This is a genomic window from Paenibacillus liaoningensis (assembly GCF_059609455.1).
Genome location: NZ_JCAALU010000016.1, coordinates 135,460 through 149,795 on the forward strand (window position 1 = coordinate 135,460; position 14,336 = coordinate 149,795).

8 protein-coding genes and 1 pseudogene are annotated in these 14,336 nt (G+C 40.3%); 4 read left to right on the top strand and 5 right to left on the bottom strand.

What is annotated here, in order from left to right; genetic code table 11:
• Positions 1 to 75: 75 nt before the first annotated feature.
• Positions 76 to 2,532, bottom strand: coding sequence for a DEAD/DEAH box helicase (locus AC6B99_RS24425; protein ID WP_496664432.1), 2,457 nt, complete (start codon positions 2,530 to 2,532; stop codon positions 76 to 78).
• A complete protein-coding gene (locus tag AC6B99_RS24430) occupies positions 2,529 to 3,332 on the bottom strand; it encodes a Hachiman antiphage defense system protein HamA (RefSeq protein ID WP_496664433.1) in 804 nt (267 codons plus the stop codon). Before AC6B99_RS24430 ends, AC6B99_RS24425 begins: the two co-directional genes overlap by 4 nt.
• A 1,813-nt stretch (positions 3,333 to 5,145) precedes the next feature.
• Here AC6B99_RS24430 and AC6B99_RS24435 point away from each other — a divergent pair.
• Positions 5,146 to 5,259 (top strand): annotated as a pseudogene (locus AC6B99_RS24435) (hypothetical protein); the annotation flags it as partial.
• 306 nt (positions 5,260 to 5,565) lie between these two features.
• Here the strand turns inward: AC6B99_RS24435 and AC6B99_RS24440 are convergent.
• Both AC6B99_RS24440 and AC6B99_RS24445 read right to left on the bottom strand, forming a co-directional pair.
• A complete protein-coding gene (locus AC6B99_RS24440; RefSeq protein ID WP_496664434.1) occupies positions 5,566 to 7,023 on the bottom strand; it encodes an MDR family MFS transporter in 1,458 nt (485 codons plus the stop codon).
• A gap of 673 nt (positions 7,024 to 7,696) precedes the next feature.
• The gene (locus tag AC6B99_RS24445; protein WP_056031694.1) at positions 7,697 to 7,999 is read right to left on the bottom strand and encodes a hypothetical protein; all 303 of its coding nucleotides are present in this window, start codon (positions 7,997 to 7,999) and stop codon (positions 7,697 to 7,699) included.
• A gap of 307 nt (positions 8,000 to 8,306) precedes the next feature.
• On the opposite strand from AC6B99_RS24445, the gene AC6B99_RS24450 reads away from it, so the two are divergent.
• The 3 genes from AC6B99_RS24450 (at position 8,307) to AC6B99_RS24460 (ending at position 12,552) form a co-directional block, all read left to right on the top strand.
• A complete protein-coding gene (locus tag AC6B99_RS24450) occupies positions 8,307 to 10,046 on the top strand; it encodes an ATP-binding cassette domain-containing protein (protein WP_494865238.1) in 1,740 nt (579 codons plus the stop codon).
• A gap of 490 nt (positions 10,047 to 10,536) precedes the next feature.
• A complete protein-coding gene (locus tag AC6B99_RS24455; RefSeq protein ID WP_496664435.1) occupies positions 10,537 to 11,712 on the top strand; it encodes a copper amine oxidase N-terminal domain-containing protein in 1,176 nt (391 codons plus the stop codon).
• A 645-nt stretch (positions 11,713 to 12,357) separates the two neighbouring features.
• On the top strand, positions 12,358 to 12,552 hold the full coding sequence (locus AC6B99_RS24460; protein WP_494865432.1) for a discoidin domain-containing protein: 195 nt from the start codon (positions 12,358 to 12,360) through the stop codon (positions 12,550 to 12,552).
• 813 nt (positions 12,553 to 13,365) lie between these two features.
• Here the strand turns inward: AC6B99_RS24460 and AC6B99_RS24465 are convergent.
• Positions 13,366 to 14,322: a LysR family transcriptional regulator gene (locus tag AC6B99_RS24465; protein ID WP_496664436.1), complete on the bottom strand. Its 957-nt coding sequence runs from the start codon at positions 14,320 to 14,322 to the stop codon at positions 13,366 to 13,368.
• Between the last annotated feature and the right edge of the window lie 14 nt (positions 14,323 to 14,336).

A 14,336-nucleotide genomic window follows, 5' to 3' on the forward strand; every position in this document is an offset into this window, starting at 1 on the left:
AGCCAAAGGAAAATCGGACATGCACTAATTTAACCGACCGCAAGAGTATGTCGTACACATCTACTTTACAACCTACTATGATTCTTGTAAATTTGTTTTTGAGTTGTACCTGGCTTCGTATACTAAAATATCATTCTCTTTATTCTCAATCATTCTACTAATAAGAGCAGGCCTAATATGAATAGAACCAAGCTCCTTATCAATTTCAATGTGGTTCCTATAATTATTTATGATAAGACTTGCTAGCCCGTTACTAAATCCATTTTTTATGAGTGCTATCATGTCCTTATTATTGGTTCCATATTTTATTTTCTCATAAAACTCCTCATTTAACTTTCCAAGATCATTCATAACCTCGATAAACTTAATAAAAATATTATCTAAAAAGTCCTGCTCCTCTTTTATTCTAACTATTGCTAAATTAACACGTTTAGTCTTTGATTTTTCTTTAATATTTGTCCAGAATTCTCTAAATCCTTCTCGTGTTTCATCACCCCATCGTCCTACGAAAACCAACGAATCACTTGACCGTTCAACTCTATTCCAATATCGAAGGAAGCTATTAATCATTTCATTAAATGAAGCATTTTTAATTCTCCAATTCAAAAACATCTGGTAAAATTTTCTGGACTCTTGGAAGTCTAACCTTCGAAGGTTATCGTACGAGTCGCCTGATTTTATAAATGGCAAAAATAATCTCGTGAAATTTTCAAAAACATCCTCGGCTGTTCCAATACTATTTATTTCAATGTCTTCTGCAATTTCTTGCATATACTCCTCGTACAGTAGAATATCTATTTCATTTGTATTATTCATAAAACAGAGTTTACCAATCTGAGTTTTGACATGCGTTTTTCCATAATCAGGTATTAGTCCCGGTTCAAAATTCTCTATAAAATCATCAGCTCCCTCTTTTTTAGTAGAATTATCTTCAGTTATATCTACATTTTTCAATAGAACATTTGAAGGATCATCTTTGACCTTCTTATCGATTTTCATACTCGTTTTTATAAAGTTTTCTATGTTTGCATTTTTAGAGAAATAAGAAGAGCCTACCAAATAAATTTGTGGTTCGAGCTTGTCTAGACTTCCATCTAAAGGAGAGAAAATCTCGCTAAATCTACAAACTCTTCCTATTAGGTTCTTAAATTGTGAGGGACTTAATGCCCCTCGTCCCTTTTTGTTATCCAATAAAAACATTTTTTCAACCGGAAGGTTAACCCCTTCTAGTAATGTGGAACTTGTTATTACGAATTGCATGTCTTTAACGACAGTAAATAAATGTTCTATATATAATCTAACGTTATCAGGGACAGATCCATGATGATATATGAACCCTTTTTTTATACAGTCAATGAGAAAATAATCGGAATGCATATATTCACTAATTTCTTCACATGCTTTATCAATTATTTCTGATCTTATATCCGAAAGCAACGGAATAATTCTTGCTGCAACTTTCTCAATATCGGCTGGTTTATTCAAATATATTAGATTTTTTTTCGACCCGTTTTTTATTATAAAGTCAATATCATTCATATAATCGCCAATATCTAATGAATAGAATTCGTCCATAAATTGATCATAAAAAGAGAATTTTCTTTCTTTTCTAAAGTCGTAAATATAAAATCTTTCGGTTTTTATGTACTCTGAAATTCGAAATGTATTAATGCTATAGTTAGAATATTTCACTTGTAAATTTGATTCATCAATTAGAAAAGGAGTCAAAAATTTAAAAACAACTTTCCTGTTTCTTTTTTCTAGAATTGAAATTGTCGCTGCTAATAATATACTTCTGTCAGTATCGTCTAATAAATTATGAGCTTCATCTATAAACACCAAATCAAATGATATATCTGGATTTTTTCTTAGTATTCTCAATAGTCGCTCTTGAGTTAAGACTGCTGTAATATTTTCTTCTCCTTCAATATACATCTCAGGATGAGTGATAATTTTGTTTGAGTTAGCGATATCCCCCTTTATTAATCTTCGTTTAGTTTGTGCAAGTAATGCCTTTGTCGGTACAATTATGCATGTGTTTCCGCCAATCTTATTTTTTAAAGTGGAAATTATTAGCTCGGATTTACCGTACGAAGTAGGCGCCACAACAGAAACAGTCTCATTAATGGTTCTATTAAAAAATGAATACAGTTCTTCTTGTTGCTCGCTTAAATACATTGAACCACTCTTGAAATTCTCCCCTATTGCAGATATGAACGAATTAAAGAATGACTCTGAAAACCGAATTGTATATTTTTCTAATCTTTCGATTAGTTTGGCTACAGGGATTAACCCTTCATTTAAAGAGATATCATACAATGGTTTATAATCCTTAGTTAGATTACAGTAAATCACTAGAACTCGATAACCAAAACGTGAAAGATCGGAACTCTTTTCATTTATGAGGATTATTGCAATCGACAATATTTTTTTATATTCATGTTTGCTTTCAACCTCATTAAAGAGAAGTTTTTGATATAAATGATTGAAACCAGTTTTTCTCAATCTTAAAAGTGTAAGTTCTTTCATCATTGTGCCTCCAACTTCAAGAAGTCTACTACTTTTTGATAGGTTTGCTTTTGGAACGAGAGTACAATTACATTTCCAAAAGTTTTTGTTTTAGTCATTCGAGTGTAATGCTTCTTAATTTCATCTGCCTTTATCTTATCCGAAAGGTGTGAGAATAGTGATGCGACTAATATTACATTCTTATTTGTACTATCTGCACGATCTTCGGTTACACTATCTTCGACGTCATAAAGTATTTCCAAGACAGCATCTTTAACATCTTTTTTATTTTCAAGAGCAATATATGCACCATTAATGGCATTCTCCCAAAGAGTCACTTCATTTTCATTTAATCTCTTTTGTAGATCGCGTTTTGCCGTGCCCAATAAATCAATTAACGTTTCATTTGCTGTTTTACCCTTGTGTAATTCACCAGATTTAACCTCGGTTATCCATAACTCATGGTTCCCACGCGAATACAAAACTACATCGAACCCTTTTTTAATGCTTTTTTCCTCCATATTAAAGTATGGAGAAACTGCACTTAACTCTGGGAAGTAGCTTGAGATTAGAATGTGCGTAAGCAATTCCCCAATCATTCCCATCTGTGTATAAGGTGCTTTAGAATCATATCTTTTTAGAAATTCAACCAAGGTCCGTTTATAGGAGTAAGCCTTTCTAGAGGATTCTGCTTTAGAAGGGCCTAAACAAATAGCTGACAATTGGTTTCTTAAACGTTCTTTAATATCATCCGAAAAACTCTCTATATGACATACTGCGTACTCACTAAAGTTTTGAAACCTAATCCCTTTAATGATGGTCACCCCCTCAGCTTCATTAAAAACTCTCTGCCTATATTTCATCCAATAGATAATACCAAGGAACCATCGTCAAATTTATCTCATACTTGAAAATTCGATGATCCCTATAATGCTTCTTATATTTCCTGATTTTTTATTGGGTAAACTTTCTGGTAGTGCTGTATTTAATTACATGGTGGTGAGTTTAAGAAAAAACATTAAAGGTCAGAGAATAATCGAGCTTAAGAAATGCGATTGGATAAATTTCCAATCCCTTCAAATTGAATATACCATGCCTTTTGGCCTATGCATAGATAAATAGCTTGTCACATCGCGCGAGTTTCCTGACATTCTTGCATTCTACTATCCTCCTGTTGTCTTTTCAGACAACCGAGAGCAACCTCACCCACAAAACAAAAAAGAATCTCACAACAATAAGATTCTCGGTCTTTTAAGTATGGAGCGCCCAATAAGAAATAAACATACAACCCGCAGTTTAGGATATTTTTCACAATATACGGATAAATCAAGATAATTAAATTCAAATTTTATGATTTAACCTACAAATAAGGAACAGGTAATCGTTGACACTGGGGATTGGATTGACGTAGAAGGTGTACCAGCTCCATGAAGTTCTTAAGAATATGAAATTCTGGGCGCAGCCTAGTCCAGAATTTAGGAGCTGTAAATGATGTACATCTGCTAAGAGTCGGAGAGAGGAGATAGCAGCTTGAGCCAACATGCCAACTGAGGAGCTAGGGGCTGTATATTCTCAGAGCTGTAGAGCACTGGAATTTTTTCAGAATGTGGAGTTAAACCTGGTTTAACCCAGTTAAACGACGTTAATCCACCTTGTGGACAAGAGCTTGTAGGAGCTTTTGGTTTGGAGCCGCTGGCGGTAGGTGGTCGGAGTGGCGTGGATGATGTATTCCTGTTTGAAATCCTAGCAAATGAATACATACTCTTGAAACCGTCAAGCTCAGGGAGCCGAAAGTAATAGAGGTCTTTGGGCACATGCAGAGCCACATATCAGACATGTATGCTGCTCAGTGCCCCTCCACTTCTGAGCACACATGCGCAAGGAGCCGAAGAATACAAGAGCAGCTTGTTGGTAAGACGATGCGCGTGAGCTACTCCATGCTGGAATAGACCCAGAATACATTTGGAATAAATACGAATTTATGCGAGTACCTGGCCGACGAGGGATGCGTTCGGAATAGATGAGAATAGCCTCTTTGTTAGTTTTAGGTATACCTGTTTGCTGGGCTGTATTTCCGTATTTGTTGTTTGGCGTTCGGTGGGGCTGTGTGTAATGCAATTTTGGTCGGCTTATGGGCTGTCTGCCAGTTGATTCGGGTTGTCGTGAGGATGTATTTTCTATTGTTTGACGTTCTCTTTCGCTGGCCGACGGCATGAAGCTTCGCTCATGTTGGTGCTGTGCCACCGTGCGCCGCTCACGCCCCTCGCTCTCCGTACCAATGGTGCTGGCGTGACAAAGGCTGAACTTTTGGGCTTTGCGGCGAAAGTAACGCCCCATGATCGTCAGCGTCAACGACACACTGGAACCACGAGGTCTCGTTGCTCTGTACAGACCCAAAGTTTCCACCAAGAATCCATTTTCAGAGCAAATCCGACAGCTGGGGCGATTGGAGCTCGGATAGTCGGAATCCGGTTGCGTTGGGAAAAGAGTAAAAGCTGAGAGGCATTTATAGTATGTGTATTTTGAATATATCGCCATGGGGCTGAATGCTCGGGGCGATGTATTTTTTATGCTGTAAGTCAACATGTAGTCAACGCTTGTTCTCTGTAAACATTTTCAGAAAGCAGGCGGCAAAAGAGCAAATCTGGCTTTGGGTCGAAGGTTGAAGCCGAAGAGGCGCTTGCTAAATTGCTGCATGAGCTTAATACGAGCACGTATATCGAGCAGACGAAGGATGACGCAGCTACCTAAAACTAACTTCCTTTACATCTAGGAAGTTTTCTGTATTCGCTCCAGCCCAAGCATCTCCGAAATTTAACTCGTTTCATTAGCCCGCTCCCCATATTGTACAAGTTCGGATTTGAGTAAAGTATAGAGGAGGAGCAGGACTAAAATTACGAACTTGATTTCGGTGAACGGTTAAGGAGGGCTTATGGAGAAATGATCCGCTGCTTCCGATCTCGTGGTTTTTGGCAGTGGTTCAGCAGAAGCTCCAGGTTGCAGAGCTTACAAACTGCAAAACGAAAGTTGCTTTTGAGAAATAATTGTTTCGAGACCTTAAGGCAACATGTTTTCGGTTTCTTTCTTTCGGGAAAGGTCGGTACAAAGACGGCCATTTATAAACCAACCCAGTGCCAAAGCAAGTATTGCGAGAATAAATTCAATCCAAAAAACCGTTTGCAAACCTGCAACGATACTTTCTGTTTTATTTTGAAACGAAGTGGGATCGAGCGAATGTTGAAGATAACGATTGGCTCTGGACGACATGATGCCAACGAGCAAAGCGATGCCAATTCCCCCAGCAATCTGTTGGAGCGTATTGTATATGGCTGTGCCATGCGGTACCAGGTGAAGCGGAAGTTGATTCATTCCTGCCGTCTGAGCCGGCATGACGACAAACGCTATGCCTAGAAATAAGAGGACATGATTGAACAAAACGGAGCTTCGAGTTATATCGATGTTGATACCGGCAAACAACCACAGCGATAGGGCAATCAGGACCAGACCGGGCATTATGACAAATCTCGGCCCAAATTTATCGAATAATTTTCCCGTCACAGGCATCATCATTGCGTTTAAAATGCAGCCTGGCATCAGGAGTAAACCTGTTGCTAAAGCTGTCAACTGCATCACATCTTGCATATAGATCGGCAGTAATGTCGTGGTGGCGAATAAAATCATCATCAGTACGACTATTAATACCGCTACCAAAGAAAAAGTGGGATACCGGAATACGGAAAGATCAATCAATGGCTCTTTAATCTTGAGCTGCCGCCAAATAAGCAAGAGTAAGAAGAGTCCGCCAATGGCAATCAAACTGTAACTCCCAGGACCAGCCCAAACACCAGTCTGGCTGAAACCGTAGGTGACACAACCAAAACCGACGGTTGACATAACAATGGATAAAAGATCGACCCTTGGCTTGGTTATTTCTGTAACATTCTTTAAGTAAATGAATGAATAAATAATCGAAAACAATGCGACAGGAATCACCATATAGAACAGCCATCGCCAGTGTAAGGTATCGATAACCAAACCCGACAAAGCTGGCCCGATGACAGGGGCGACCATGATGACAAGCCCCATGAGACCCATAGCAGCCCCTCTGCGTTCCGGAGGATAGAGGGCAAGAATGGTATTCATCATTAACGGAATCAATAATCCTGTCCCGCCAGCCTGAACAATCCTGCCTATCAGCAAGACTTCGAATCCAGGGGATATTGCACACAAACAGGTACCTGCTAAAAATAACGCCATCGCGGACATAAACATCCGGCGAGTCGTGAACCATTGCTGTAGCAATGCGGTCACCGGAACTAGTATGCCGATTATCAGCATATAACCGGTAGATAGCCATTGTATGGTCGGAGCTGTGACGTTGAACTCACGCATTAATTGAGGAAATGTATTGGTAAGTAAATTTTCATTAAGAAACGCAATAAATGCACCGATGAGCAGGGCAGCTAACATCGCTCCTCTCTTCATCCCACTTGCCTCTTGAACCCGTTTGTTCATCTTCTACCTCCAAAAAATATTGATTGCGTTCCAAGTCGTGTTTTGATACCGATTCTTCACCTGTCTGTCGTGCAGGCTATCCTACACCATCATTTTCTAACAAGGAGTAAAAATCTGATTTTGTCCACGCTATTCATGCAAGTCTCCTTTCCTTATTCTTCATCAATGTAAAGAATATTTTACGTGACACCTGATGAATTGGAAAAAGCCATATCGCCCTGCATACTCGGAAATTCATTCCTATTTAGAAAGCATAAGGGGTGATCCCTCGCTATGTCGCTCATTCGCACATTATCTCTTGACGGGATGCGATTTGGGGATTATGATAACGTGCCGGCGAATTGAACGAGGTCATTCAATGGAAATAATTGAATTAGGCTTATCTGACAACTGGAGCGATGATTGAAGTTCGGCCGGTTGCGGTGGGGAAGAGTAATAGGAGAATGATGGAGAACAGTATATGAAGCTGAATACAGAGCATATCGTGAAGGATGCCGTTGCTCTGTATTTTTTATGCTTTAAATCAACATAGAGACCGCGTGCAGCCTAGATAGCACGCGGTCCTACTCATGGAAGCAAGTTGATTGGACTTGCTCTAATCTAAGAATAAGAGATGGAAAACCGCGCCGGACGCGGTTTGAAGGGCTGCAGCGGCCCAAATTTGCTAATTCGTTTAAAGCATCATTCCGATATCATGCTGGCCGACGATAAGCTTCACCGGCTCGAGGTAAACTCGCGTGAGCGGCGGTCGCGCGATGAGATCGATTTCGATATCCGTGATTTTATAACGAGCGATTTTACCATCCCTTTTATCGTAAACGACATTGAATTCCTTCAATCCTACTTGTTGAATCAGAACGGAGGACCCGATCGACAAGGCAGCCGTTTCGAACTTCCCATGATCGAACAACACTTCCGAAATAATTTCATCGTTCATATCCACAATCGTGACCTGTTGGCAAAACTGGTATTGCATGCGCAGACATCTCCTTTAGGTGGTATTGATGCAGAATGAGTGGATTGGATGCCCCATGCCGCTCTTCTTACTTTATCGGATAAATCGGGCTGTCAGTATAGCGTGATTTTTACCAATTCTTTTTATTCTCCTAAGCGTGTTAGTATACTTTCAAAGTAATATGCCACTTGGACCACCAAGGGATAGGATATAAACCGATTGAAGTTGGTTGTGAACAGTGTTACTCTAACAACGGTAAACTAAAGATCTATAGCTTGCCATACACCTAGTAATAGTCACTATTTTAGTTATAGAGAAAGGAAATACTATGATAAAAGTTGATAACTTATCCTTCTCATTTCCGCAAAAAGAACTATATAAAAACATATCATTTACGCTTGAGGAGGCACAACATTGCGCTTTTATAGGAACAAGCGGGAATGGTAAAAGTACATTAATAGATATTTTAATGGATCCAGAAAGATACTTGTTCGAAGGCAAGTTAGTAATAGACCCGACTTGCAAGATTGGACACGTAAGTCAATTTCCACAAATCGACACAACGAAAGAAACAACCGTTTATGAATATATAGGGGAAGAATTTATTAAGATACAAAATGAAATAACAGCTATTTGTACGGAGATGGAAACATCATCGGATATTGATTCCTTATTAGAAAAATATCAATTAGCTTTAGACGCATTGGATTTAATTGGCGGGGAGGATTTTGAAAGCAACCTTAATAAAAAACTTAATCTAGCCAACCTTATGAAGCTTAAAAATCTTAGCGTATCTGACCTGAGCGGTGGGGAATTCAAGCTCATTCAAGTGATGAAGGAAATGCTTAGTAGTCCAGACTTAATGATTATGGACGAACCAGATGTATTTCTAGACTTTGAAAACCTAAATGCGCTTAAGAATCTTATTAATTCTCACAAGGGAATGCTGCTAGTTGTTACGCACAACCGATATCTTTTGAATCATTGCTTCAACAAAGTTATACACCTTGAAAATACAGAAATCCAAGAGTTTGATGGGCGATATATGGATTATACCTTCTCATTACTTCAGACTAAAGTTGAGTTGCAAGAGCTCAAAGTTGCTGAGGATGAAGAAATAGAGAGAAACGAGCAAATCATTGATAATCTTAGAGCTATCGCAACTTATAATTCAGAAGCTTCTAGAGGCAAAGCATTAAAAGCTAGAGTCAAGTTTCAAGAAAGATTGGAAGCACGTAGAATTAAAGCGCCATTTGTTGATATTAAGCAACCGAATATTAGCTTTGGTATCGATAATGAAATTGAAGACGCCATTGTTGTAAATGTAAAAAATTATTGTGTTGCCTTTGATGAATTGCTTTTAGACAATGTTAACTTCGAGATAAAATCTACGGATAAAGTAGCCATTATTGGTTCGAACGGTACCGGGAAAACGACTTTACTCCGAGATATCTTTAAAAATAATCATGAATCAATTGAAATAAATGCTGATGTTAAAGAGGCTTATTTATCTCAAAATCAAGGCGAAGTGCTAAAGGTATCTAATACAATACTAGAAGAATTCATCGACGCTGGATTTAAGAGTTATGATGAAGTTAGAACGTATATTGCAAACTATGGTTTTGAAGGAGAAATCGTTAATCAAAAGATAAAATCTCTATCTGGTGGAGAAAAAAATATGCTTCAATTGGCTAAAGCTGCTGCCAGTAAAGCAAACGTATTGCTTCTTGATGAACCGACAAGCCACTTAGACATCTATTCCCAAATAGCACTGGAGAAAGCTATTGAAGGCTACAAAGGTGCGATTCTGATGATTTCTCATGATTTTTATTCTGTTGTAAATGGTATGGATTATGTTTTAATCATTGAGAATAAGACGATTAGGAAAATGACGATTAAAAAATTTAGACAGATGATTTATGCTAGTCATTTCGATAGGGACTATCTTGTAACGGAACAAAATAAAAGATTAGTTGAAATGAAAATAGAGTTGGCTTTAAAAGATACTGATTTTGAACTTGCAAAAGTATTGGTTGATGAGTTGGAAGAGCTGATTAAGTCGCTTTAAATTATAACCTTCTGATTACATTGAAGACCCTACAAGAATTAGAAGAACATATTAGGCATCTAGGACGATCACTATCAAGAACAAGAGCAGGTTATCGAAAAGATAGCCCGGTCTTTTTTTTGCGCGAAAAATGAGAAAAAGAATTTGACAAGTAGGTGGGAATGTAAAAAGGAAATTAAACTCGAAAGAAAAAGTTGCACTGTGGAACGGTTATGCAACTCCTGATATTAATGAGCGGCAACAGCATGATCAATAAGCTGAATAGGGACAATCAATAGCTGCCGATCCTAATGGCAATGTTCACTCTCTTTTTGAGATCAACCCAATTACGGAGCAATTCTAGCAAATGATAATATGCAATAAAGTTTCATAAATTTCAATGTAACTTGATAATGCTATCGGTTTACGGAAATAACGGGGAAAAAGATAAGAATATGGTACAATTTATTAAGATTAATTATAGCTTGTATATTTGAGAGGGGAAATTAACTTGCTGAAAAAGAAATGGTTAAGTACTGTAGGAATCGCATTATTAGCTTTAATGATGATCTCTGTGCAATATGTGCAGGCAGCTGGAATATCGTTGATCGTGAATGGAAGTTCAATAGAACAGAAGGTTCCTCCTGTCGTAAAGGATGGGAAGGTTCTTATTTCCGTTAAAAATGCTGCGGATATGTTTGAATCTAAGTATCGCTGGGACAATCAAACCAAGACATTGACGCTGTCTGATGACAAGTTTACCGTGTTATTCGTTCTTGAACGCGCATCGGCAATCGTTACTATCGGTACGGAGACTACGGAGGTAGCATTAGAGCAGTCGGCACAAATAGTGAATGGCAGCTTGATGGTTCCAGCTCGTTTCCTAGTGGAGTTATACGGAGGCAAGGTGGTGTGGGATCAGACGCTTCAAACATTACATATTACAATGGATGAAGCAATGGAGCCTGCTCTGCCTGGAGCTAAAGGCGACCAAGGCGATAAAGGTGACAAAGGCGAAACGGGGTCAACGGGAGCAACTGGGGCAGCAGGCGCCAAGGGTGATAAGGGAGACAAAGGCGATCCGGGAGCAACGGGTGCAACAGGAGCGGCAGGTGCCAAAGGTGATAAGGGAGATAAAGGCGATCCAGGTGCAGCAGGTCCAGTAGGCCCAGCGGGTCCGATAGGCGAGACGGGTTCTGCTGGTGCAACTGGACCAGCAGGGACTTCTTATACATCTGAAGGGTTTTCGGCTGCTGGTGCAACCACTGCAAATAGTAGTATGCAATTTATAAGTTGGAGTGTGGCTTCCCCACATTATTCGAGTCCTACGTTTAATGCTGCTACTGGGATATTTACGGTGCCGGAGACCGGCAAGTATGCCATAAATGCAACTGTTAACTATAATACAACTGCTTCACTCAGCGTAAGCCTAGGCAGCGGTGTCAACCCAATTTTCACCGTAAAGAAAAATGCCAACTCTGATTTAATAAAAGGTAACTTGCCTATTTTAAATGTTAATATGCCTTTAGTCTTAACTATGAGAGCCCTACTTGAGAGCGCAACGGTGACACTATCTGGTGATGTTCAGTTGCAAGCAGGCGATCAAGTTGGATTATATTATGAAGCTAACGGTCTTACCATTAATTTCAATATGGATGCGGTATGGTCGATTCATCGGTTGTCCTAAGACGAGGCTGTATGAGGAGAGGGCATACCTCTCAAAATAGAAATGCATATTACTAGAAATAAATCTGGGCCGTTCTCTTTGTGATATGCTCCCATCATAGTAGACAGAAGAAAAACAAAACCCCTACTTCTATCGTTATGGGAATTTTTTTAATTAAAAGAAATAAATAGATAAATACAGTGCCTCTTACCAGGTATATGCATGGATTCGTAAATATTAAGCAAGTGGCGCAGAGGCTGTACAGGACCTCCGGGGCCGAAAGAAGCCGCTAGAGGAGCTCAATGAACAGGACCGCTTAAAGCTTCAGATCAAGGAATTTGAAGCGCGCAATGAGTATCTGAATATGGAGAATGCACTCACAAAAAAGTTGGCAGAGATCCGGAGAAGAAATGAATCCCATAGCTGGAGTGTTTGGAGCTCGGATAGCGGGAATCTGGTGGCTCCGGGGGAACAATAAGAACTGAGAAGCATAAAATAGTATGTAAAAGTATAATACATCACCATGTGGACTTCGTGCCTTAGGCGATATATTCTTTATGTTTTGAGTTAACATGGAATCAACATGTAACCGTTGAAAATATTTTCATAGAGGCCGAAACTGAGCGTATGCTCTTATGTTCTCTGCTATAGTTCACTGTACAGATTCTGGTCAGTACTGATGGTACAAATTGGACTACAGTAGTGAACGTAACTAATAATACGAGCGGCATTACCGTAGACAAAATTACTGTAGTACCAGCTCGATATATTAAGTTGGTCGTTACGACGCCTACCCAAACCCAAAACGCTGCGGCAAGAATTTATGATTTTGAGGTATACGAAGCCATATCTTCAACATAGTGAAGGCAGCATGGATGCCCGAGGAAGAATCTTTAGCTGGAGCGATTGGAGTGCGGACTCATCTAACCCAATCGCTACCGGAGACGAGCAAACTCCGAAAAGCGTAAAATAGTATTTAAGATTTGAATACATCGTAATGTGGGCTGAATGCTCACGGCGATGTGTGTTTTTTTTCTTAAAGTCAACAAAAAGTCAACGCTCGCTCTCTAAACACGCTTTCATGAATCTTTGGACCGGTCGCTTGTTTGTATGCTCTCTTATACATCGTACAGACTCTCGCATGTCGCTGCTCTCCCCCTTGTACGACAAGGCTTCGTGCTTGTGCGACAGCGTTTGACTTGAATGCCGATCATCTAATGCACGTGGATGCGATCTTCGCACAAGGCAGGGGCTGCTTTGATACAAGTTGTAAACTTGGCAAACCTCTGATCGAAAGGTTTCCTCAGTCATGATGTTGGGATGGAGCCAGTATCGGCTCAACTGCTGTTTTAAGTCCCTTTCTTTTTTGAAAGCGCCCTTCCATCATAATGGTGTTGCTTTCCTCGAAGGCATTGAGCAAGTGATGGAGGCTTTGCTTCCAGATTATCCGAAAGGCTTGACCTTCATTAGGATTTATTAGGTTTGGCTCGTTAAGCACGAGGAGCTTGATGCGATAATAACAAACCCGAAAAAAGCGCTTTGTCGTTCTTCACAGACGACTTAGCGCTTTTTTCGCTTTAGTTTAGGACTACGGGTACGGGGAAGTTGCAAGCCGGAAGAGTTTGCTTAAGGTAAGGGGCGTTGTTCAAATGGCTTGCTTCCGACCCAAAAAGATTATGTGCTAATAGCAGACGGTGGTTGCTTGCCCAGTTCCGTTGGCTCCGCTTGGAGTAACGATTGGACAGAGGCTTGGGGCGGCTTAGCGGTCAGCAGATCAACCAAATAACGTATAGGCGAAGCCAAATGCTTGTTTTTGTGAAGGATGATTTGCGTGTAGAAGGAGGACAGTGCGTCCTCGTGTATCGTGAATCCTGCCAACTGCTCCTTACGAAGCATGTCTGCCGCCGCGATTTTCGGAATCATGGCAATGCCCATCCCATATTGCACGCATTGCTTGATTCCCTCCAGGCTGCCCATCTCAGAGACGACCTTGTAGGATACCCCATTGTTGTCCATCGACCTCTCCAAGGCGCTGCGGTAGCAGCATCCCTTTTCCGTCAAAATGAAAGAGCTGTTCTCAAGCTCATGAATGCCTATGTTATTTCTGCCATGCAGCGGGTGATCCTTGGAGCAGATGAAGATAAGCTCCTCATTGCGCACGGTGATAGACTTAAGCTCCGGGTCTATTACAGGCATATCAAGTAAAATGCCGATATCCAACTCATTGTTCTTGATCTTGCGAATAACTTCATGATCGGATGTAGGGAAGAAGACGACGTTCGCTTGGGGATAGCGGCTGCGAAACGCCTGGAAATAAGGGGGCAAAAAGAAGGCGGCAAGAGTTTCGGTCGTACCGATTGCCAGACTAATATTAGCCCCGGAACTAAAGTGTTCCTGCGCTTGGTTATAGCCTTCCACGATCTGATCGGCGTAGACAAGCATTTGCATGCCGCTTGCTGTCAGTTTCAGCTTTCTGCTGCTGCGTTCAAATAGCTTTATGCCAAAATGATGCTCAAGCCGCTGTATCTGTACACTGACAGTCGGTTGCGCGTAACCGAGCCGCGCGGCAGCTTTCGTCAGATTCTGGCAGCGCGCGACCTCGCGAAAAGTAATGAAATATTGAATGTCCATAAGCTCCGCCTCAA

Excerpts from the sequence above, each read along its gene's own strand:
- AC6B99_RS24425 (WP_496664432.1), bottom strand. The coding sequence starts at position 2,532 with ATGATGAAAGAACTTACACTTTTAAGATTGAGAAAAACTGGTTTCAAT.
- AC6B99_RS24440 (WP_496664434.1), bottom strand. The coding sequence starts at position 7,023 with ATGAACAAACGGGTTCAAGAGGCAAGTGGGATGAAGAGAGGAGCGATG.
- AC6B99_RS24445 (WP_056031694.1), bottom strand. The coding sequence starts at position 7,999 with ATGCAATACCAGTTTTGCCAACAGGTCACGATTGTGGATATGAACGAT.
- AC6B99_RS24450 (WP_494865238.1), top strand. The coding sequence starts at position 8,307 with ATGATAAAAGTTGATAACTTATCCTTCTCATTTCCGCAAAAAGAACTA.
- AC6B99_RS24465 (WP_496664436.1), bottom strand. The coding sequence starts at position 14,322 with ATGGACATTCAATATTTCATTACTTTTCGCGAGGTCGCGCGCTGCCAG.